General features: G+C 65.0%; 16 protein-coding genes and 1 pseudogene. 13 read left to right on the plus strand and 4 right to left on the minus strand.

Features of this window, described 5'->3' with window-relative positions; translation table 11 throughout:
* Positions 1–61 precede the first annotated feature (61 nt).
* From mtrA to secA, 7 genes and pseudogenes are all read left to right on the plus strand, one after another.
* Entirely contained in the window at positions 62–736 is a 675-nt protein-coding gene (gene mtrA, locus J2T23_RS03975; RefSeq protein WP_141159962.1) for an MtrAB system response regulator MtrA, read from the plus strand.
* Entirely contained in the window at positions 708–2,597 is a 1,890-nt protein-coding gene (mtrB, locus tag J2T23_RS03980; protein WP_370871388.1) for an MtrAB system histidine kinase MtrB, read from the plus strand. The genes mtrA and mtrB overlap by 29 nt, the downstream gene beginning before the upstream one ends.
* The gene (locus J2T23_RS03985; protein WP_141159964.1) at positions 2,594–4,309 is read left to right on the plus strand and encodes an LpqB family beta-propeller domain-containing protein; all 1,716 of its coding nucleotides are present in this window, start codon (positions 2,594–2,596) and stop codon (positions 4,307–4,309) included. The genes mtrB and J2T23_RS03985 overlap by 4 nt, the downstream gene beginning before the upstream one ends.
* A 130-nt stretch (positions 4,310–4,439) precedes the next feature.
* The gene (locus J2T23_RS03990) at positions 4,440–5,384 is read left to right on the plus strand and encodes a ComF family protein (RefSeq protein ID WP_141159965.1); all 945 of its coding nucleotides are present in this window, start codon (positions 4,440–4,442) and stop codon (positions 5,382–5,384) included.
* A 144-nt stretch (positions 5,385–5,528) separates the two neighbouring features.
* On the plus strand, positions 5,529–6,254 hold the full coding sequence (hpf, locus tag J2T23_RS03995) for a ribosome hibernation-promoting factor, HPF/YfiA family (RefSeq protein ID WP_141159966.1): 726 nt from the start codon (positions 5,529–5,531) through the stop codon (positions 6,252–6,254).
* Between the two features lie 30 nt (positions 6,255–6,284).
* Positions 6,285–7,554 (plus strand): annotated as a pseudogene (locus J2T23_RS04000) (winged helix-turn-helix domain-containing protein).
* 42 nt (positions 7,555–7,596) lie between these two features.
* On the plus strand, positions 7,597–10,338 hold the full coding sequence (gene secA / locus J2T23_RS04005) for a preprotein translocase subunit SecA (RefSeq protein ID WP_141159968.1): 2,742 nt from the start codon (positions 7,597–7,599) through the stop codon (positions 10,336–10,338).
* 111 nt (positions 10,339–10,449) lie between these two features.
* Here the strand turns inward: secA and J2T23_RS04010 are convergent, their stop codons facing one another.
* Entirely contained in the window at positions 10,450–10,956 is a 507-nt protein-coding gene (locus tag J2T23_RS04010) for an Rv3235 family protein (protein ID WP_307357436.1), read from the minus strand.
* A 150-nt stretch (positions 10,957–11,106) separates the two neighbouring features.
* A complete protein-coding gene (locus tag J2T23_RS04015; RefSeq protein WP_307357439.1) occupies positions 11,107–11,991 on the minus strand; it encodes a LysM peptidoglycan-binding domain-containing protein in 885 nt (294 codons plus the stop codon).
* Between the two features lie 95 nt (positions 11,992–12,086).
* Between J2T23_RS04015 and J2T23_RS04020 the strand changes: the two genes are divergently transcribed.
* Complete coding sequence (locus tag J2T23_RS04020) at positions 12,087–12,692, plus strand: hypothetical protein (protein WP_307357443.1); 606 nt, start codon at positions 12,087–12,089, stop codon at positions 12,690–12,692.
* Positions 12,693–12,697: 5 nt separating this feature from the next.
* On the opposite strand, the gene J2T23_RS04025 is transcribed toward J2T23_RS04020, so the two are convergent.
* Entirely contained in the window at positions 12,698–12,913 is a 216-nt protein-coding gene (locus tag J2T23_RS04025) for a helix-turn-helix domain-containing protein (RefSeq protein WP_018768505.1), read from the minus strand.
* Positions 12,914–13,064: 151 nt separating this feature from the next.
* Between J2T23_RS04025 and J2T23_RS04030 the strand changes: the two genes are divergently transcribed.
* The 4 genes from J2T23_RS04030 to J2T23_RS04045 are packed head-to-tail and all read left to right on the plus strand — an operon-like array spanning position 13,065 to position 21,410.
* Complete coding sequence (locus J2T23_RS04030) at positions 13,065–13,706, plus strand: hypothetical protein (protein ID WP_307357446.1); 642 nt, start codon at positions 13,065–13,067, stop codon at positions 13,704–13,706.
* Entirely contained in the window at positions 13,703–15,007 is a 1,305-nt protein-coding gene (locus J2T23_RS04035; RefSeq protein ID WP_307357451.1) for a CpaE/TadZ family protein, read from the plus strand. The genes J2T23_RS04030 and J2T23_RS04035 overlap by 4 nt, the downstream gene beginning before the upstream one ends.
* A gap of 55 nt (positions 15,008–15,062) precedes the next feature.
* On the plus strand, positions 15,063–19,916 hold the full coding sequence (locus J2T23_RS04040) for an NAD-glutamate dehydrogenase (protein WP_307357454.1): 4,854 nt from the start codon (positions 15,063–15,065) through the stop codon (positions 19,914–19,916).
* A gap of 27 nt (positions 19,917–19,943) precedes the next feature.
* A complete protein-coding gene (locus J2T23_RS04045; RefSeq protein ID WP_141159975.1) occupies positions 19,944–21,410 on the plus strand; it encodes a sensor histidine kinase in 1,467 nt (488 codons plus the stop codon).
* 147 nt (positions 21,411–21,557) lie between these two features.
* Here the strand turns inward: J2T23_RS04045 and J2T23_RS04050 are convergent, their stop codons facing one another.
* Positions 21,558–21,806, minus strand: a complete 249-nt coding sequence (locus tag J2T23_RS04050) for a WhiB family transcriptional regulator (protein WP_003804966.1) — start codon at positions 21,804–21,806, stop codon at positions 21,558–21,560.
* A gap of 340 nt (positions 21,807–22,146) precedes the next feature.
* On the opposite strand from J2T23_RS04050, the gene J2T23_RS04055 reads away from it, so the two are divergent.
* Positions 22,147–22,518, plus strand: coding sequence for a hypothetical protein (locus tag J2T23_RS04055; RefSeq protein WP_307357457.1), 372 nt, complete (start codon positions 22,147–22,149; stop codon positions 22,516–22,518).
* Positions 22,519–22,541: the final 23 nt, after the last annotated feature.

Here is a 22,541-nt window from a genome sequence, read left to right on the forward strand (position 1 = left end):
CCCGCCATGCCGGGAGGCCGCTCAACACGACAAACCCATCCCGATAAGGGAATATATAGCTATGAAGGCACGCATTCTGGTGGTAGATGATGACGAAGCGCTGGCCGAGATGATTGGAATTGTCCTCCGTAATGACGGCTTCGAGCCGGTCTTTTGCGCTGACGGCGCCCAGGCCCTCGATATTTTCCGGTCATCGCGGCCCGACCTTGTCCTGCTCGACCTCATGCTTCCCGGCATGGACGGCATCGAGGTCTGCCGGCAGATTCGCGGCGAGTCCGATGTCCCCATCGTCATGCTGACCGCCAAGTCCGATACCTCCGACGTCGTTCGCGGGCTGGAATCCGGTGCCGATGACTACGTGCCGAAGCCGTTCAAGCCCGCGGAGCTGGTGGCACGCGTACGCGCCCGCCTCCGCCCCGGCGACCAGAAGGCCCCCGAAACGCTGAAGATCGCGGACATCACCATCGACGTCGCCGGCCACACCGTCAGCAGGGGCAGCGAGCGGATTTCCCTGACCCCGCTGGAGTTCGACCTCCTGGTGGCGCTGGCCCGCAAGCCATGGCAGGTCTTCACCCGGGAGCTGCTGCTGGAGCAGGTGTGGGGCTACCGCCACGCCGCCGATACCCGCCTGGTCAACGTCCATGTCCAGCGCCTGCGGTCCAAGATCGAACAGGACCCGGAGGCCCCGGAAGTTGTATTGACGGTGCGTGGTGTCGGCTACAAAGCAGGGGTCTGACCCCGCCGCCCAGGACGGGACTTCCCCGGCCGGCGAACCGCATGACGTGCCTGGGCCCGGCAGCACACCGGCTCCCGACCTTCGGCACGTGGCGTTCCGCGCCCGGATCTGGCAGCGCCGCGCCCTCATCGTGGCGCTGCGCGTGGCACGGCTGGTCGGCACCGGTGTCCGCCGGTTCCTTCCGGGGCTAAGGTACCTGGGCCGGGCACTGCAGCAGCGCTGGCGCCGGTCGCTGCAGTTCCGAACCGTCCTCACCACCCTGATGCTGGCCGTCACATCGTTTGCCGTCGTCGGGGCATACCTGTCCAACCAGATCGCCAACAACCTCTTCCAGGAGCGCCTGACGCAAGCGGAGTCTGAGACGCGCTACAACGTCAAGCAGGTGCAGGAGACGTTCGACGGCGCCCAGGTCACCGACCAGTCCAGCGTCATCACGCTGGTCTCCGACACCCTCAGCGCCGTGGAGGGCCGGGGTTCGGTCATCCAACGCCGCTACGTTTTTGAGGCGATGCCAAACCAGACAAAGCCCCGCAACCGCTGGGTCGAGTCCCGCGCGTCCGACCAATTGACGGTCAGCGTCATTCCCCCGGACCTGCGCAAGGCTGTCCAGGAGTCGGGCAAGGACCAGTACTGGGCTTCCACCGTCATCCCGGTGGGGACCGAGGACCGGCCGGGCATCGCCGTTGGCAACAAGGTCACCTTCAACGGCACCGTCTACGAGCTGTACCTTATCTACGACCTCAACACCGCGCAGCAAACACTGAATGAGATCCAAAGCGTCCTCTGGGCCGGCGGTGCGGTACTGGTCCTGCTGATCGGCGCCGTGGCCTGGTACGTTACGCGCAACGTGGTCAGCCCCGTAAGCCACGCCGCCATGGTTTCCGAAAAGCTCGCCGCCGGGCAACTGCAGGAGCGCATGGTGGTCAAGGGCGAGGACGAAGTGGCCCGCCTTGGGGCCTCTTTCAACCACATGGCGGCCAGCCTGCAGGAGCAGATCACCCAGCTGGCTACGCTCTCGCAGATGCAGCAGCGTTTTGTGTCGGACGTTTCGCACGAGCTGAGGACGCCCCTGACCACGGTGCGGATGGCTGCGGAAGTGCTCTATGACGCCCGTGACGACTTCGATCCGATCAACAAACGGTCCGCCGAGCTGCTTTACAACCAGGTGGAACGGTTCCAGTCGCTCCTTTCGGACCTGCTCGAAATCAGCCGGTTCGATGCAGGCGTCGCAGTCCTCGATGCTGAACCTGAGGACCTCACCCAAGTCATTGCCCACGTCATCGAAGGCGCCGCCCCGGTAGCCGCGGAGTACGGATCGGAAATCCTCTTTACGGCACCCAAAGACGCCGTCATCGTGGAAATGGACGCGCGGCGGATCGACCGCATCCTGCGCAACCTCATCCTGAACGCCGTGGAGCACGGTGAGGGCAGGCCGGTGACCGTCACCGTTGCGGTGAATGACACCGCCGTAGGCGTTGCCGTCAGGGACCACGGCATCGGGATGGACCAGGCCCAGGCCGCCAGGGTCTTCGACAGGTTCTGGCGCGCCGATCCTGCCCGCGCCCGCACGACGGGAGGCAGCGGGTTGGGGCTCTCCATTGCCATGGAGGACACCAAGCTGCACCACGGCTGGCTGCAGGCGTGGGGGAGGAAGGGCGACGGCGCCAACTTCCGGCTGACCTTGCCGTTGCGCCAGGACGGTGTGATTACCGAGTCGCCCCTCCAACTGGAACCGAAGGACGCCACCATACCCGGAGCGCCGGGCACCATCCCCGCGGAACAGGACTACAAGAACATGCTGCTGTTGCAGGCAGGTGCGGCCGCGCCTGCCCCGGTCCAGTCCCCCGAGGAGACACCATGAGGGCCGGGGTGCGCCATGCCAGGTACCCCGCTGCGCTGCTTGCGCTGCTGATGGTCCTCCTGGCGGGTTGCGCACGGATTCCCACCTCCGGGCCGGTCGGAAAGAGCAGCGAAAGCAGTGCAGGCAACGTCAGTGCACCCGTCTTCCTGCCCGCAGCGCCGCAGCCCGGCGCGTCACCCGAGACCATCATCGACTACTTCTACCGGGCCGGCAGCGGCTACGAGGATGACTACGCGGTGGCACGACAGTACCTGACACAGGCATCGGCCGTGTCCTGGAAACCGGACAAACGCGCACTCGTCTACCGCGAGGCGCGCGTCGTCCCCACTGACACCGAAAACGTCTTCAACTATGAGCTGGATGTCTCCTACACGGTGGACGCTGACGGCATCGCCACCCAATCGCCGCCGGGCACAGTGGAACGTATTCCCGTGACCGTGACCCAGGTGGACGGCGAGTGGCGCATCTCCGCAATTCCTGACGGGACCGCCATCGCCGAGGAAACGTTCAAAGTGATCTACGGCGCGTATCCCATCTACTTCTACGACCCCACCTTTACCTACGCCATCCCCGACGTCCGCTGGTTCCTGAAGAACAAGACCGTCAAAGCGATGACCAGCGCGCTGCTGTCCGGTCCGGCGCCCTACCTGCGCGGCGCAGTCGCCAGCGCGTTCCCCTCCGGCATCAAGCTGGCCCGTGAGTCCGTCCCTGTGGTCTCGGGGGCCGCGCAGGTGGACCTGACCGCCAAGGAACTGACGGAAACCTCGGCGGAGGACCGGCTGCGCATGCAGATGCAGCTGACCCTGACCTTCCGCAGCCAGCCGGATGTGGTCAATGTTGAACTGCGCGCCAACCAGGACCTGGTTCGCGTGGAGGACAACGGATCGGTCCTTCCTCCGGTGCTGGACAGGACCGTTCCGTCGCGCCAGATCGCCGTCAGCGGCAACGAATTGGTGCGTTATGAGAACAACCGGGTATCACCCTTGCCTGACATGCAGCCGGTCTCGGCCCTCAACCCGCGCTATCCCGCAGAATCTCCGGTGTCGCAGACCGCAGCCTTCCTCAACGAGGGCCGCACCACCCTTTACAGCATCAGCCCGGGGCAACCTGCGCGTGCCCTGACCACCCGAACCACCCTCAGCAGGCCGTCTTTCAGCGTCAGCGACTGGGTGTGGACGGCCGGCCCGGGAGGCTCCGGCGCCACCGAAGTCGTGGCGTTCCACCCCACCGGCGTGGCCGAGGGGGCGCCCGTCCCGTCGGTGACCCTGGCGCCGTCGTGGCTTGCCGGCCGGACGGTGAAGGAATTCCGCGTCTCACGCGACGGCGTGCGCGCCCTGGTCATCTCTGAACAGAACGGGAAATCCAAGGTGCAGGTGACGGGCGTGATCCGCGCCGGCGACGGCACCCCGCGCGAACTGACACCCCCGATCACCCTGGCCACTGCCGGCGATCCCGACCAGGGGGTGTGGGTGAATGGCACCTCTGTTGTCGTCATGAAGGGGGCAGCCGGGGCCAACGTCACGCCGGAACTTCTCTCGCTCACCTCCGGGCAGCCGCAGCAGCTGGCGCCCTGGCCCGGGCTGGTTGCCATCAGCGCCGGAAACGGTGCAGACGACATCTACGTCCAGTCCGGAGAGGGCATCTTCCAGCGGCTCGGCAACGGTTGGTCGCCACAGATCAAGGGCCCGATCGATCCCGCTTTTCCTGGCTGAGGCCGGTTTCAAATCCCCTCGCGGCCCCCGCCGGACCCGTTCCGCCGCTGGCCTTCAGCCGCCGGCGGAGTTGTCCACATAGCTGCGCAGGGGCCCTGACCACCGGGCGCACGTGATGAATGCTTCAGGAATGAACAGCAGATCAGGCGGAGGCGGCGCAACGGGGTCGGGCCCCGAGGGTACCCGGAGGATGGACCCGGACCTTCACCCGCCACCGCCTTTCCCTGCCTTGCACAGGGACGAGCACGCGGCCGTCCTCCTGCGGCTCACGGACTGGTTGTCCGGCGCAGCGGCGGATCTGCTGGCCCTGGCTGTGCCGGTTGACTGCGTCTGCTGCGGTGCGGAGGACCGCACTCTCTGCGCATCCTGCGCCAGCCGCATCCGCCGGCTGGCCCGGAGCCCCTTCCGGGCTGAAAGCGGTGCGCCCGCGTTGGTGGACGTCGACGGGACCATCATGCTTCCGGTGGTTGCCGCGGGTGTGTACCGGGACGAACTGGCACAGGGCCTGCTTTCTTTCAAGCGGCACGGCCAGCACCAGCTTCGCAGGAGCCTGGGCCGGGCACTTGCCGCGGCGGTCAGGGCTGCAGCCCGGGACGGCAGCGGGGTGCTGCTGGTTCCGGTCCCTACCGGCACGGCCGCGTACCTCAACCGGGGGTTTAGCCCGGTCCACCTGCTCCTGAAAGAGGCGGCACGGCAGTTGCCTGGACTCAACGTCGCGGATGTCCTGGCCAAGAAGCCTGGACCGGGCCTTCTGCTCCCCGGCCGGATGGGCGGCCAAAAAGGCCTGGGCAGGGGAGCCCGTGCGCAACGGGTCAGAGGTTCCATGCGGGTCCGTCCGGGCAACCGCCAAAAGGTCCTGGGCCGTCCCTGCATCATCATCGATGACGTGCTGACAACCGGTGCCACCATTGGCGAAGCCGCCCGCGCCCTGCATGTCGCCGGCGCCCAGGTGAGGGGCGCTGTGGTGCTTGCGGCGACACGCCCGCCCGATGCCTCCGCCCCCGCCACTCCGGTCCCCATACCGCACGGGAGGAGCCATGACTTAGAAAAAAATAAACCGGGAAAGGATGAATAACAGGTGGCTATGAACTAACGTCGGTGGTGGGTACCAAGAACAGAATGTACCTTTCGATGGCGGCTCGGAGAGGGGCTCGACTGTCAGACAGCTGGGCCCAAGGAAGTGCCGCCGTCGTGTCACCGAAGTCATTTGGAGGGCACCATGGAGTTTATGATCAGCGGACGAAATCTGACCGTTTCAGACCGGTTCCGCGAGTACGCCGGGGAAAAGATCGCGAAGATCGAATCGCTTGGCGACAAGATCCAGCGGGTCGATACGAAAGTCTCCAAGGAGACCAATGCCCGGCAGACCGGCGACCAGTTGACCGTCGAGGTGACAGTCCTGGGCAGGGGCCCTGTAATCCGCGCCGAAGCGAGCGCCGCAGACAAATTTGCCGCCTTTGACCTCGCCTACAACAAGTTGCTTGAGCGGCTCCGGCGCGCAAAGGACCGCAAGAAGGTCCACCATGGCCGCCACACCCCCAAGGCTGTCCGTGAAGCCACCGCTTCCCTCGAACCCGCCAGCGCACACGAGCCGCTGTACCTTGAAGCCAACCGCTGGAGCGAATCCTCGCAGGCAGCCGAGGAAAAGTCCCCCTACGATGTCGAGAACGACATCCCGGCCGGGAATTCGCCGGTGCTGATCCGTCGCAAGGTCTTTCCCGCTGCCTCCATGACGCTTGACGACGCCGTGGACAACATGGAGCTTGTAGGCCACGACTTCTATCTCTTCGTCGACAAAGCCACCAACACACCATCGGTCGTATACCGCCGCCGCGGCTGGACCTACGGCGTCATCACCCTGGACCACGAGTGCGAACCGGGGGACACGGTGGTTGAGGAAAAGGTCCTCGCTTACCGCTCGGACGACGCCCCCGCCAACGCTTAAAGGCGGCATCAACCACCAGAGAGGACTGAATTGCCGGCATCGCTGAGCCTGGACCAGGCACGGCGGATCGCACTGGCAGCGCAGGGACTCCACAGAGGACGGCCCACCGGCCCCGTGACAGCACGGACGGTGGGCCGCACCTTTGCCCGTCTCCAGCTCGTCCAGATCGATTCCGTCAACGTCCTGGTCCGCAGCCACTTCCTTCCCTTCTATTCACGTCTTGGCAACTACGACCGGGACATCCTGCAACGTATGTCCGGCAGCCAACCGCGGCGGATGCTCGAGTATTGGGCCCACGAAGCAAGCTTCATCCGGCCGGAGCACTACCGGGACCTCCTTCTATGGCAGAAACGGGCATGGGTAGGCGCCTCCCGCATGGACCCAGGGCTCCGCAACGACGTGGCGGCCAGGATCCTGGCGGTTCTCGCCAGCTCCCGACCCATGACGGCGTCGGAACTGACGGCACGGATCGGGCATGTCGAAGATAGACAGGCGGAGAACTGGGGGTGGAACTGGAACGCCGTGAAGCGCGTCCTGGAGCACCTCTTCGAAGAAGGACTGGTATCGGCCGCTTCCAGGACCGCCCAGTTCGAACGCCGGTACACGCTGACCTCCAAAGTCCTCCCACACCTGGCGGCAGCGGCATCGGACGGTGATGCCGTGGCCGCACTCCGCCGCCTGACCGACGCGGCAGCCCAGGCACACGGTATCGGCAGCGTCCGCTGCTTCGCCGACTACTTCCGGACTCCGGTCAAGGCAACGGCGCTGGCCGTTCAGCATCTGGTGGAGCACGGCAGGCTGGAGCCCGTCACCGTGGCCGGCTGGGAACGGAAGGTATTCAGGCACGTGGATTCCGTGCTGCCGCGGCAGGCCACCGGGCGTGCACTGCTGAGCCCGTTCGATTCCCTGGTCTTCGAGCGGCGGCGCCTGTTCGAACTCTTTGGGTTCCATTACCGGATCGAGATCTACACCCCGGAGCCCAAACGGCGCTACGGCTACTACGTGCTCCCTTTCCTGCTGCGCGACAGGATGGTGGCACGGGTGGACCTTAAAGCGGACCGGGCAGCCGGGCGGCTTCTGGTGAGGTCCGCGTTCGCCGAGCCGGACGCACCCCCGGACACCGCCGGTCGAACTCGCGGCTGAGCTGGCCCTCATGGCCCAATGGCTTGGCCTGCCCGACGTCGAAGTGGAGCCGGCAGGGGACCTTGCCGCCGCCGTGGCCCACGGGCTGGCGCGGCTCAAGGGAGTATCCGCTCTCAGGGAAAAGGGGCACCGGCCGCGTGTCTCTCCCGTAGACTGAACACGCCAGAATTCGGCGGCATCAGACTGGGAGCATCTTCACGTGGCATCACTTATCGAAAAAATTCTCCGCACGGGTGACAAGAAAACACTCCGGCAGCTGCGGAACTATGCCGATTCCATTAACGCCCTCGAAGACTCATTCAAGACCTTTACCGACGCGGAACTGCGGGAAGAAACGGACCGCCTCCGGGCACGCCACCAGGATGGCGAAAAGCTTGATGACCTGCTTCCGGAAGCGTTCGCCGCTGTACGCGAAGCGTCGTCCCGTACCTTGGGCATGCGCCACTTCGACGTCCAGCTGATGGGTGGTGCCGCCCTGCACCTTGGCAATATTGCCGAAATGAAGACCGGTGAAGGCAAGACCCTGGTGGCGACCGCTCCCGCCTACCTGAACGCCCTCACCGGCAAGGGCGTCCATGTGGTCACGGTCAACGACTACCTCGCCGAATACCAGTCCGAGCTCATGGGCCGTGTCTACCGCTTCCTTGGGCTGACGAGCGGCGTTATTCTCGCCAACCAGGATCCGGCTGTCCGCCGCCAGCAGTATGCAGCCGACATCACCTACGGGACCAACAACGAGTTCGGGTTCGACTACCTGCGCGACAATATGGCGTGGGACCGGACCGAGCTGGTCCAGCGTGGCCACAACTTCGCCATCGTGGACGAAGTTGACTCCATCCTCATCGACGAGGCACGTACGCCGTTGATCATCTCCGGCCCGGCGCAGGGGGACACCAACCGCTGGTACAGCGAATTCGCCAAGGTCGTGCTCCGGCTGCAGGCGGACAAGGACTACGAGGTCGACGAAAAGAAGCGCACGGTGGGCGTGCTGGAGACCGGCATCGAGAAGGTCGAAGACTACCTGGGCATCTCCAACCTGTACGAGTCAGCAAACACGCCCCTGATTGGGTTCCTGAACAACGCCATCAAGGCCAAGGAACTGTTCAAGCGCGACAAGGACTACGTCATCCTGGACGGCGAAGTGCTGATCGTGGATGAGCACACAGGCCGCATCCTGGCGGGCCGGCGCTACAACGAAGGCATGCACCAGGCGATCGAGGCCAAGGAAGGCGTCGAGATCAAGGCGGAAAACCAGACCCTCGCCACCGTGACGCTGCAGAACTACTTCCGCATGTACGGCAAGCTTTCCGGCATGACCGGTACCGCCGAGACTGAGGCGGCCGAGTTCATGAGCACATACAAGCTCGGCGTCGTTGCCATTCCCACCAACAGGGACATGCAGCGGATCGACCAGCCGGACCTCGTCTTCAAGAACGAAGTTGTAAAGTTCGACGCCGTGGTGCGCGATATCGCCGAACGCCACGAAAAAGGCCAGCCTGTCCTTGTGGGCACCACCAGCGTGGAGAAGAGCGAGTACCTGTCCAAGCTCCTCGCCAAGGAAGGCATCCGCCACGAGGTTCTGAACGCCAAGAACCACGCCCGTGAAGCTGCCATCGTCGCCCAGGCGGGACGCAAGGGCGCTGTTACCGTGGCCACCAACATGGCAGGCCGCGGTACGGACATCATGCTGGGCGGCAACGCCGAATTCACGGCCGTCGCCGAACTTGCCAAGCGCGGGCTTGATCCGGAGGAGAACTCCGAAGAGTATGAGGCCGCGTGGCCCGCGGCGCTCGAAGCAGCAAAGCAGTCCGTCAAAGACGAACACGAGGAAGTCCTGGACCTCGGGGGCCTCTACGTCCTGGGCACCGAGCGCCACGAATCACGCCGCATCGACAACCAGCTCCGCGGCCGCTCCGGCCGCCAGGGCGACCCCGGTGAGTCCCGCTTCTACCTGTCGCTGACCGATGACCTCATGCGGCTCTTCAACTCCGGCGCTGCGGAACGGTTGATGAACAGCTCCGTGCCGGACGACGTTGCGCTGGAATCGAAGCTCGTGTCCCGGGCCATCGCCTCCGCCCAGGGACAAGTGGAGGGCCGGAACGCCGAGCAGCGAAAGAACGTCCTGAAATACGACGACGTCCTCAACCGCCAGCGCGAAGCCATCTACAGCGACCGCCGCCGCATCCTTGAGGGGGACGACCTCCACGAGAAGGTGCAGTTCTTCATTGAGGACACCATCACGGCCCTGATCGACGCCGCTACCGCAGAAGGGAACGGGGACGACTGGGACTTCCACCAGCTGTGGACGAACCTCAAAACGCTCTACCCTGTCAGCGTTACCGCGGAAGACATCATCGAAGAAGCCGGCGGCAAGTCCAGGGTCACGGTGGAACTGCTGAAGGAGGAAATCCTTTCCGACGCCCGGCTGGTGTACCAGTCCCGCGAGGAGGTCATCGGCTCCGAAAGCATGCGCGAGCTCGAACGCCGTGTGGTCCTGTCCGTCATTGGCCGCAAATGGCAGGAACACCTCTACGAGATGGATTACCTCAAGGAGGGCATTGGCCTGCGCGCCATGGCGCAGCGTGATCCGCTGGTGGAGTACCAGCGCGAAGGTTTCGCCATGTTCCAAAGCATGATGGAAGCCATCCGGGAGGAAAGCGTCGGATTCCTGTACAACCTTGAGGTGGAAGTGACGCCGGCACAGGATGTTGTGGTTCCGGACGCCGCCGGCGGCCACACTGAACACGTGGACCCGCAGGTTCATGCAGCCGGCCTCGAGGCCCCCGAAAAGCCGGCACAGCTCCAGTACACGGCTCCCAGCGAGAGCGGCGGTACCCAGACCCGCGTGGAAACCCGCGCAGGAAGCGGACGATCCGGCAACCCTGCCAAGGCAGCTGCACAGGACGCGGCCAAGCGCCCCGCGAAGAAAAAGAAGAAGTAGCGGCAGCGTCGCAAAATCATTGACGGCGTTGGTCAACAGGGCAGGGGCCTCAGGGCCCCTGCCCTGATTGGTTGTCGGACAGCGTTTCTGTCCCGTGCTGCCTTCGGAGAGTCAACCGATAACGAGTTCAACGACCCGCCAAACCTGCTTGCTGCGCTCAAGCCGGACGGCAACGGCACGTGCCCGGACGTCATCCACCACCACGGCACTTGCCTCGTAGATCCCCTCGGCCACCTCGCACACCCGCACTGAGCGGACAGTGGAATTCCGGTGGAGCCGGGCCAGCGCGGGATTCCCCGTCCTTGTAAGTTCCCTCCTGATCAGTGCGGCCCGGTGCTGCAGCGATGCGAGGCACCGCGGATCAAGGCGCCGAGCCAACTGGTGAATGGGCCGGACCCCGGCAAGGACTTCCATGGAGGCCTGGACCGTTCCCCTGGTGATGGCCTTGACTTCCGCTGCCTCGTTGATTGGCCGCAGTGACGGCGCGTTCGCACCGGGGGGCGGGCCTGCGGGCGCCGCGTTGCCTGTCCCCGACGGGGGTTTGGCAAAGCCCGTTCCGCCGTTGACGGTGTTGGCGGCCATCTCCCGGACGGCCCGTACCGGTGTCACTGCGGTCATTGTTTTCCCCTTGCTTCAGATAGCTGATGTTTGAGCGGCTGTATTGGCGTTGGATGGCTCCGCCGGCCATGCAGGTACGGAGTGAAGGCATAGTGGTGCGACGTCCCGGTCCTGCCGGACACGGGGCGGGCGCAACGGGGACGGTGAACGCTAGGGTCCTGCGGGCGCCTGAAGAATCTGGCCCGGAAGCAGGACGTCCGGACTGCCACCAATAACCGCCCGGTTCGCTGCATACCACCGCGGCCACTCAAGGGCTATGTCCACATCCGATGCCCCCGGACCCAACTGGGCGGCCACGATGGACCACAGCGTGTCCCCGGCGAGAACGGTAACTTGGTCCGGCTGGGTATCCGTTCCAGGACCCCCCGGCTTCGGCCCCGCCGTGGTCCTGCGTTGGGGTGAGGCCAGCAGGCCAGGTTCAACGACAGGGGAAGCGGGCTGCCACCCTGGGGTAAGTGCGGTGATGGGCGTCCCGGCCGTTGGCTGCCAATGGGGCGACGCGTCTTCCATAACGCTCCGTGGGGTCTCCGTGCTTACCTGTTGAGCTGGGGAAGGGATCCCGGGCTGGCCATCCTGGTCCGGGGCCGGAACGCCGTCGGCCGATGCATGAGTGGAAGGAGCCGCGGAGGATTGCCCGTAAGTTGGTGTCCACTCCGGCCCCGGCCCGGTGGTGGCGGCCTGCGCTGCGGCCCCTGCCAACAGCTGTATCGAGAGGGCGGCGACCAGTGCCCTTCGCATGAAGGCGGGAGAGAGCTTGCGGGTGGCGGCCGCGGCCCTGTGCCGTCCCAGCCGCTCCAGCAGGAGGGAAGTTCCAGCACACCCCATCGAAAATACCCACCACAGCAATAGCCCCATGCCGGCCGCGGCCGCGGCCGCAGCCAGGAGGAATTCAACGGATGCTTCCTGCGCGCCGGCTGTCGAAACCCGCCATTGTTCCAACAGCCCTGATCCCAGGACGCTGAGCAGGAAGCCGAGCACCAGCAGGGCCATCACCATGCCGGCATCCTGCCACTCCCTGGAGTTCAATCGACTCATGTTTCTACCTTTGGCTCTGTTTGATGCGATTAGATGTTGTTTGGTTCAGTTTGAACTGCTTGGACGAGGTTTGTCCAGACGTTGGAATGAAAAGTATGCGCGTTGACTGGCGGCGCAGCGCATCCTACGCTGGCGGGATGCGCTGGGATGCCCTCTTCAATGACATGGAAAGCCAGCTCGCGGAGGCCGATCGGCTGGCGCTCGACGCCGAGGTCGGTGAGCGGACACGGGCCGAGATGGTTGGCCTGCGGCTCGAAGACAGGCTGCGGGCAGTTCTCGGCTGCAGGATCGGGGTCCATCTGCTGTGCGGCGAGTCGGCGGCGGGCGAACTGACCCACGTCGGGGCGGATGCCCTGGTCTTGGATGAAGGCCGGCATCAGGTGCTGGTTCCCTATGCGGCTGCAGCGCGATACGTGGGTCTCGGCAGGCATGTCCGGCCGGAGAGTTCAGCAGTCCGCCGGGCTCTGGGACTGGCGCATTCCCTCCGGGCGCTGGCGCGCGACCGGGCGGAAGTGACTGTGACGATCGATGGTGGGGCCGGACGGCTGACGGGAGTTATCGACCGGGTTGGCGGGGACTACATCGACCTGGCAGTGGTCAGTCCGGGGGAGGCCCGGAGGACCCACAGCGTGGGCCAGGTGTCAGTCATTCCTTTCACCGCCCTGGCGATGATCAGGTCACCCAAGGCCGGTTCAGTGTAGCGGTGTTACACCGACTTGGAGCGTGACTCCTGGATCATGCGGCTGGCCTCGGCATAGCGTTCCTCGATGTACTGCTCCAGCATCTTTTCTTCCACACGCCACTGCCCGCGCCCGCCCACCTGGATGGCCTTCAACTCACCGCTGCGGACCAAGGCATAAGCGGCGGGGGAGTTGATCTGGAGCTGCTCAGCGACATCCGCGAGTGTGAGGAACCTTGGCATGGATCCATTTTGCCATCATCTGGCATCATTTGTGCCTGTTTTCCACAGATGGTCACTATTTGAGTAAATGACTTTTGTTCCCCGGGCCTGGCGGTAACAATGAGGAGTCCGGGCAGAACCGGCAGGTCCGTATACCTAGGGGGAGAGCGGTATGGTTCCAGATTCAAGCGCCACTGCACCACGGTTGAAGCGCCCATCCTGGAAGGATCCGCGGCTGCTGGTGGGCGTTCTTCTGGTCCTGGTGTCTGTCGCCGGCGTTACCTTCCTGGTGGGGAGTGCCGACCGCACCACAGAGGTCTTCGCTGCCAGGGACGGCATTGCTGTGGGGGAGCGGCTGACTCCGGATAACGTTGTCCGCGCCAAAGTGCGCCTGGGTGATACGGAACAGCACTACATCACCGCAGCTGAAGGCCTGCCGAAGGATGTTGTCGCCGTGCAGCGGATTGGAAAGGACCAGTTGGTCGCCAAAGCAAGCGTTGGCGGTGCGGACCGGCTGGACCGAAAGCCCGTTGCCCTCAGCATCACGCAGACTTTGCCGTCCCAGGCAACTGCCGGCGCCAGGGTTGACGTCTGGGTGGCGCAACCTGATGCCAAGAACGGATTCAGCGAGCCGAAGCTCATCCTTCCCGGAGCCGAAATTGCTGAGGTCACCACTGGCTCAACTGCCCTCGGCTCGTCCAAGACGACGGTGCTGATGGTCCTGGTGGAGGATAAGCAGATGCCGGCGCTGCTGGGTGCGCAGGCCAATGACGCGAAAATATCCGTTGTGTGGAACCCGGGCGGCGTCCGATGAGTATCCCGGTGGTGACAGTAGGCCAGCGCCAGGAGGATCTGGTGGGCGGCCTCGAAAGGCTCCACGGACCCGTTACGGTGGTTCGGAGGTGTACGGAACTTCCCGAGCTTCTTGCGGCCTGTCAAAGCGGACTGGCACGGGCTGCCGTCATTGCCGAGGGGTCCGAGGGCCTGACAGCTTCCCTCGTCGACCGCCTTGGGGCTGTCGGCGTGGCGGTCATTGCACTGACGGGCGATGCCGACGAGGCAGCCCGGCTCCGGAAGATCGGTGTGGCCTCGACCCTGGCAAGCGTGGAGGCCGCGGAGCTTTCGGAGCGCATCGCCGACGCCGTCGCCCAGCTGACCGGTGCGGCCCGGCCCGCCAACCTGAGTGCGGCCGCTGACACCGGGGCGGCCCTGGCGGCGGACCCAGTGCAGCCCGATGCCGACGCGGAGGGCCACCCCTCCGGCGAGCTGATCGTTGTATGGGGTCCTGCCGGGTCGCCCGGCCGGACCACAGTCGCCGTGAACATTGCCGGGGAGATGGCTGCCGATGGCCGGGACGTCCTGCTGGTCGACGCCGATACCTACGGGGCCAGCGTCGCCGCGGTGCTGGGACTTCTGGACGAGTCAGCCGGACTTGCCCAGGCGTGCCGGCTTGCAGACCAGGGCCTGCTGGACTCGGACGCCCTCCGGAAGGTGGCCGCCACGGTTGCCACGGCGTCCGGGACGTTCCGGGTGCTGACGGGCATAACCCGGGCCGATCGTTGGACGGAACTGAGGACCACTGCCTTGGCACTCGTCCTTGAACGGGCCCGGCAGATCGCGGAGGTTGTGGTGGTGGACACCGGCTTCTGCCTCGAGGCCGATGAAGAACTTAGCTTTGACACCATGGCGCCGCGGCGGAATGCGGCCACCCTGCGTCCGCTGGAGCTTGCCGACTCCGTGTACGCCATTGGCGCTGCCGATCCCGTAGGCGTACCCCGGATGGTGCGCGCCCTGGCGGAACTGGAGGGCGCCGTGCCGCAGGCGTCGCCGACTGTCGTGATGAACAAGGTGCGGGCGTCCTCCGTGGGGAGGGCGCCCGAACGCCAGTTGCGGGACGCCTGGGAACGCTACGGCCCGGCATCGGAGCTCAAGGCTTTTCTGCCCTACGATGCCGCAGCCGCAGACGCCGCGCTCCTGGCGGGGTCCTTGTTGCTTGAAGCTTCTCCGGACTCGGCGCTGCGACGCGCGATCCGCGATCTCGTTTGTGCACCCGACCAGCGAAAATCCAAATCATCTGTATTTTCTTCCACACCACGGCGAAGGGCAAAGGACTAGGCTCGCCATAAGAGCTGCAAGGGTGCAGCGAATATCTCTAATGGAGGCGTTGTTGATGTCGTCTGGATCCAGTGTGGAGGACCAGCCCCTGTCCATTGAAGGCTTTGAAGGCTTCATGGGGGACTACTACCAGCACCTGGCTGAGGAAGATGCCCGAAGCTACCCCCGGAATGTCCTGGAGGCGCGCGCCGCTGAGCATCGCCGGGCGGCATCCATCCGGCAGCCCGGGCAGGCAAAGGTATCGATCGTCGACGAAGAAGACAGCAGCGTTGTCTTTGTTGTCACCGATGACATGCCGTTCCTTGTCGACTCCGTCAACGCCGAGCTTGTCCGCCAGCATGCCGCCATCAGGCTGGTAGTCCATCCGCTCTTTGTCGCCACCAGGAACCGGGAAAGCGGCGAACTGGTCAAGGTCAACAGGGTTCCCACGCACCTGGGCATTTCAAGTGGTGACACGGCAGCGATGCCGAACCTCTCCCACCTCATTGCGCAGGGTGAAAATGCCTCGCACATGGAGTCCTGGATCGCCGTCGAAATCCACCGCATCTCCGACGAAGCCAAGGCCGCACTGCTCGCGGGCCTGACCCGTGTCCTGAACGACGTCCGGGCGGCCGTCGAGGACTGGCCCAGGATGCGCCAAAAAGCGCTGGAGATCGCCGAGAGCCTGGACCGGGTGGCCAACTCCGCCCAAATTGCCGAACTGCGGCAGGCCAAGGACCTGCTCCGCTGGCTCGACGACGGGAACTTCACGTTCCTTGGCTACCGCGAATACGACCTGCTCAACGTTGACGGCGAAGACGTCCTCGAACTGCGCGAGGACAGCGGCCTCGGCCTGCTCCGGGCATCCGCGGATTCGCCCCACATCCAGCACCTCACCGACACCGGCCGCAAAAAGGCCCGGGAGAAGCGCGCCCTCGTGATCACCAAGGCCAACTCGCGGTCCACGGTTCACCGGTCCGCCTACCTTGATTACATTGGCATCAAGAGCTTCGACGCCGCCGGGAACGTCAACGGTGAACGCCGCTTCATCGGGCTCTTCGCGACCAGCGCCTACGCGGGTTCCGTCCGCGACATTCCCATCGTCAGGGAAAAGGTGGACGCGGTGCTGCAGAACGCAGGTTTCCCGCCTGACTCGCATTCCGGCAAGGACCTCCTGGGAATCCTGGAAACGTACCCCCGCGACGAACTCTTCCAGATCGAAATCCCCGATCTCGCCGCGACCGCCTTTGGAATCCAGAAACTGCAGGAACGACGCCGCACCCGGCTGTTCCTGAGGCCCGATATCTACGGCCGGTTCATGTCTGCCGTGGTCTACCTTCCCCGGGACAGGTACACCACCAACGTCAGGCTCCGCATCGAACAGGAACTGCGCGAAACCTTCCAGGCAGTCTCCATCGACTATGAAGCCCGCATGACTGAATCGGCACTTGCGCGGCTGTTCTTCCGGATCCGGCTGCCCAAGGATGCCGATGTAAGCCACGTCAACAGCGACGAGCTGGAGAAGCGGCTGGTCCGGGCGGCCAGGTCGTGGAGTGAAGGCATCGCGGAGGTCCTGCGCGAGGGCCGCGACGCGGCCGAGGCCAAGGAACTCGCAGCGACCTGGGCCGAGGCCTTCCCGGCCAGCTACCGGGTGGACTATGAAGTCGAGGATGCCCTCGAAGACATCGCGCGGTTCGAAAAGTACGGGGCCGCTGCAGAGCGGAACACCGGCGAGAGGCAGGACCGTCCCGGTGTGCACGTGTACCTTCCCGAAGGTGCAGGGGCAACACTTGAGGAGGATGCCCGGGTCAAGCTCTACATGCTGGAGCCCAAGAGCCTGAGCCAGATCCTGCCGTTCTTCCACAACCTTGGCCTTGAGGTCCTGGACGAGCGGCCCTTTGAAATCGAAACAGCAGACCACCGGGACTTCTTCCTCTACGACCTGGGCCTGAAGTACCCGGCGGGAGTCGATCCGCTGACTACTGGCGGCCTTCTTGCCGACTCCTTCGGCGCGGCAGTCACCGGTGCCGCGGAATCGGACAACTTCGACCGCCTGGTGCTGCGCGAAGGCCTGCACTGGCGGCAGATCACGGTCCTGCGGGCCTACGCCCGCTACATGCGCCAAATGGGCAACAGCAGCTCCTTCGGCTTCATGGCGGACACGCTCCTTGCCAACCCCGATGTCACCAGGGGCCTGACCGCGCTCTTCGCCGCCCGCTTCGACCCCTCCCTCGGTGAGACTGAGCGCGCTGAGACGCAGGCGTCCGTGCGGCAGGAACTGGCAGCGTCCATCGAAAAGGTCGCCACCCTTGATGCTGACCGGGTGCTGCGCACCTTCGTGAACCTCATCGAGGCAACCCTGAGGACCAACTTCTACCAGGACAAGCCGCACCTGAGCTTCAAGCTCGATCCGGCCCGGATCGAAGGCCTGCCGTTCCCCCGGCCCATGTTCGAAATCTGGGTTTACGCACCCCGGGTCGAGGGTGTGCACCTTCGGTTCGGCAAGGTGGCCCGCGGCGGGCTCCGCTGGTCCGACCGGCGGGAGGACTTCCGCACCGAGGTCCTGGGCCTGGTCAAGGCACAGACTGTCAAAAACGCCGTCATCGTGCCCACGGGGGCCAAGGGTGGCTTCTTCGCCAAGCAGCTCCCGGACCCTTCCACGGACAGGGCGGCGTGGATGGCGGAAGGCGTGGAAAGCTACAAGACATTCATCCGCGGGTTGCTGGACCTCACTGACAACCTCCTGACTGAAGGTGACGGCGAGCGGCTTGTGCCGCCGTCGAACGTTGTCCGGCATGACGACGACGACTCCTACCTGGTGGTCGCGGCAGACAAGGGCACGGCTACTTTCTCGGACATCGCCAACGGGCTGTCGGCGGAGTACGGCTTCTGGCTGGGGGACGCTTTTGCCTCCGGAGGTTCCGTGGGATACGACCACAAGGCCATGGGCATCACCGCCCGCGGTGCCTGGGAATCGGTGAAGCGCCACTTCAGCGAGCTGGACCTGGACACCCAGAGAGAACCCTTCACCGTCGTTGGCGTAGGGGACATGTCCGGCGACGTGTTCGGCAACGGGATGCTGCTCTCCCGGCACATCCGCCTGTTGGCGGCCTTTGACCACCGCCACATCTTCCTGGACCCCAATCCTGACGAGGAATCCTCGTTTGCGGAGCGGCAGAGGCTGTTCAACCTCCCCAGGTCCTCCTGGGACGACTACGACAAGTCGCTGATCAGTGAAGGCGGCGGTGTCTTCGCCCGCCAGGCCAAGTCCATTCCCGTGTCGCCGCAGGTCCGGGCCGCACTGGGGATCCCGGCGGAAACCGCAGAGCTTAGCCCGCCCGAGCTCCTGCGTGCCATCCTGCTGGCGCCGGCCGACCTGCTCTACAACGGCGGAATCGGGACCTACGTCAAGGCGTCGTCCGAGTCCAACGCTTCCGTGGGCGACAAAGCCAACGATGCCATCCGGGTCAACGGCCGCGACCTGCGGGTAAAGGTAGTGGGCGAAGGCGGGAACCTGGGAATGACCCAGCGCGGCCGGATTGAGGCAGCCTTGCAGGGCGTCATCCTCAATACCGACGCCATCGACAACTCCGCCGGCGTGGACTGCTCCGACCACGAGGTCAACATCAAGATCTTCGTTGACCGGATGGTCGCGGCCGGCAAGCTGCCGGCCGCGGAACGCGCAGAGTTCCTTGCCGCCATGACCGATGAAGTGGGACGCCTGGTCCTCGAGGACAACATCGACCAGAACATCCTGCTCCTGAACGACCGGACGCGCGTGGCGGAATGGAGCCCGAGCTACGAGCGGCTCATGGACTGGCTGGAGAAAAGCGCCGACCTGAAGCGCGAGCTGGAGGCCTTGCCCACCACGGAGACCCTGCGGGAGCGGCTCCAGCAGGGCCAGGGACTGACCTCTCCGGAGCTGTCGGTGCTGGCCGCCTACGCAAAGATCGAGTTGGCGTCGGCCCTGAGGGACAGCGACCTTGCCGATGACCCCTGGTTCCGGGACACGCTGCGTTCCTACTTCCCGCACCAGCTCCGTGAGCGTTTTGACGCCGAGCTTGACACCCATCCGCTGCGGCGCGAAATCATCGCCACGGTGGTGGCCAATGACATGATCAACCTCGGCGGCATCACCTTCGCATTCCGGGTCATGGAGGAAACGTCCGCCAGCGAGGTAGCGGTTGCCAAGGCATTCGTGGCGCTTCGCGAGGTGTACGAGCTCGACGCCATGGTGGCGGAGCTCAACAGCCTGCCGGCATCCTTCCCAACGGAGCACTGGAGCACTGTGCACCTGGACATCCGGCGGCTCCTGGACCGGGCAGTCCGCTGGCTCTTGAGCCAGGAAAGTGTCTCTCGCCCCATCGCCGAGGTTGTGGCAGAGTTCAAGCCGCTGATGGATCCCATGCGCGCCCGGCTGTTGGACTACCTCCGTGGGGACGACCGCGAGCGGGTGGCGGCATGGCTGGCCAAGGGCCGGGAGTGGGAACTCCCCGAAGGCCTTGCGCTGCGCTGGGCCGAGCTGTTCGAGAGCTTTGTGCTGCTGGACATCGCCAAGATCGCCCGCTCCCGGAAGGACCGGGTGGAGGACATTGCGGCGGTCTACTACACCGTGTTCAACCGGTTCCATGCGGACTCACTCCTTGAGCGGATCAGCAGCCTCCCACGGCAGGACCGGTGGCAGGCATTGGCGCGGGCGGCCTTGCGCGATGACCTGTACTCGACGGTGTCGGATATGACGACGGCGGTGCTGGACGCCACGTCCACGGCTGAGTCGCCGGACGCGCGGCTCAAGGACTGGGAAGGACAAAACGCCGAGCAGTTGGGCCGGGCAAAGAGCATGTTCGACGAGGTGAACGCGCTCGAGGCGGACGACATGGCCTCGCTGTCGGTAGCATTGAGGCTCTTGAGGTCAATCGTCCGGCGCTAGGTTTTCGGCGCCGCAACTGGAGGTGCAGTGGCAATCTTTACGGACCCCATCAGGGAACACGCTGATTTCGGGCCTGGCGATGCTGAGTGGCTGCACCTCCTGGTGGGGGACTGGCAGATGGTCGCGGACCTTGCGTTCGCCGACCTTGCGCTCTGGTTCCCCCACCCGGAGCTTGGCTACATTGCCCTGGCACATGTGCGTCCTTCCACCACACACACGGCATTCCACAGCGACTTCGTTGGTGAGGGCATCCGCTCCGATCTGCAGCCGCTTGTGGACAAGGCATGGAACAGCAGATCCATCGAGCGTTCCAGCGAGACAAACTGGAACAGCGAGATGGCCCTGCGGGTCGAGGCAGTCCCTATGGTGCGCAACGGCAGGACACTGGCCGTGGTGACCACCCACATGGACCTCTCCAGTTCACGGATGCCGTCGCGGCTGGAATTGACCTACCGGCAGTGCGCCTACGATCTCCTGCGGATGGGCACGCTGGGTCTATGGCCTGACTTTGCCTCGCCCACAGGATCCCGCCGCGGCGCCCCCCGCGTCGGGGACGGACTGATCAGGCTCGATGCCGACGGCGTGGTGCAGTACGCGAGCCCGAACGGCGTTTCAGCCTTTCGCCGCCTAGGTGACGGGGAATCCCTGGAAGGCCGTTCGCTCGCTGAAGTCACCGCTGGCCTGCTCAAGGACCGCCGGCTGGTCGACGAGACCCTGCCGCTGGTCGTTACCGGCCGAATGCCCTGGCGCAGCGAGATTGAGTCCAGGGGGGTGAGCCTGTCCCTGCGGGCCATTCCGCTCCGCGACGAGCAGCAGCGGTTCGGTGCGTTGGTCCTCTGCCGCGATGTCTCAGAGCTGCGCCGCCGTGAAATGGAGCTGGTGACCAAGGACGCCACCATCCGCGAAATCCACCACCGCGTCAAGAACAATCTGCAGACCGTGGCCGCGTTGCTGCGGATGCAGTCCCGGCGCATGGTGAGCGACGAAGCGAAGCAAGGCCTGGAGCAGGCGATGCGCCGGGTGGCCACCATTGCACTGGTCCACGAGACGTTGTCCCAGGGACTGACGCAGAGCGTCGATTTCGACGAACTGATCGGGCGCCAGTTCCGGCTGTCCGCTGAAGTGGCTTCCCCCTCGCAGCAGGTCAGGACTGAACGCTCCGGCAGCTTCGGGGAACTGCCAAGCGATCTTGCTACTCCGCTGGCCCTGGTCATCAACGAACTGGTGACCAATGCTGTGGAGCACGGCCTGGAAGGAAGGGCCGGCACAGTGTGGCTCGTGGCCGACCGATCCGAAGGGGAAGACGGTGAGGAGCTGACGGTGACCATTGCCGACGACGGCGTGGGACTCCCGCAGACACCGCACGTGGAGGGCCTTGGCCTGCAGATTGTCCGGACCCTCGTTACCAGTGAGCTGGGCGGCACGATTATGTGGGAGCGCCGTGAGGGCGGCGGCACCGAGGTCAAGATCCGGCTGAGCCTGGCCGGCAGGTAGGGGCCCGCAGGCGCGGCGGGCTGCCGCCCTGGCCGCGGCGGGGAGTGGAACTGACAGAGGCCCCGGGACGATCCATTTCTGGATGGTCCCGGGGCCTCTGTGCGTCGGTTTCGTTGCTCCGGACGATGTTATGCCGGTGCGGGGTTCCTAGGAAGCGCGGCGTGCGCGGGCAGCGCGGCGCTTGAGGGCACGGCGCTCATCTTCGCTCATGCCGCCCCAGACGCCGGCGTCCTGGCCGGATTCGAGGGCCCACTGCAGGCAGGTGTCGACAACGGGGCACCGGCGGCAGACGCTTTTGGCTTCCTCGATCTGCAGCAGGGCCGGTCCTGTGTTCCCTACGGGGAAGAACAGTTCCGGGTCCTTGTCGAGGCACGCTGCGCGGTTACGCCAATCCATGCTGATCAGTAGCTCCATTTCTGGGAAGTGCCTTTGTGAAATTATTCACTAGTGGCTACAAAGGAAAAGGGCCCTCTGGGCCCCCTTGGTCATCTGCATCAAGCCTGTCATGTTAACGCTGTGTAAACAAGGGGTAATAACGCCTGATATCCCATGAAACCTGAGCGATGCATCACAGTGGCGGCTCCGGCCCTCACCAGTGTCCGACTATGTCCGGTAGGGTGCCAGTGTGTCAAGACCCCCGGTAAACCCAGCAGGTACTCCGTCCCCCTCCAGCGAGCCCGGCAGCCCCGGCGGGACTGGTTGGCGGAGCGGCCCTGTCCCAGGGCCTGCGACGGCGGTGGCAGCCATTGCTGGTGCCGAGGCGACGGCCCTCCTCGCGGCGGCCGGCTGGTATGCCTACGAACTTCTCAGCGGCAGCCCGGTGCTGTCCTTTTGGGGAGCTGTCTTTACCCTGGGCCTCCTGCTCGCCTTCTCGGCCTGGCTTTACGCGGTGGCAGTGTTCCTCTACCGCGGTTACCGGTGGACCAGGGCCGCCGCGCTGGTTGCCCAGTTGTTCGTCCTCACCATAGGCATGCCCACCTTAACCAGCGGCCTGGTCCTGGCAGGGTTGGCGATGCTGGTTCCTGCCGTCATTGCCATCGTCCTCCTTTTCACCAATAAGGTTGTCAGCCACGCGTCCCGCACAGGCAGCGCCCCGCCAACGCTTTGATCGCGGACATGCCGTTATTGCCA

Origin of the sequence: Pseudarthrobacter niigatensis (assembly GCF_030812615.1) — a bacterium.
GTDB lineage: Bacteria > Actinomycetota > Actinomycetes > Actinomycetales > Micrococcaceae > Arthrobacter > Arthrobacter niigatensis.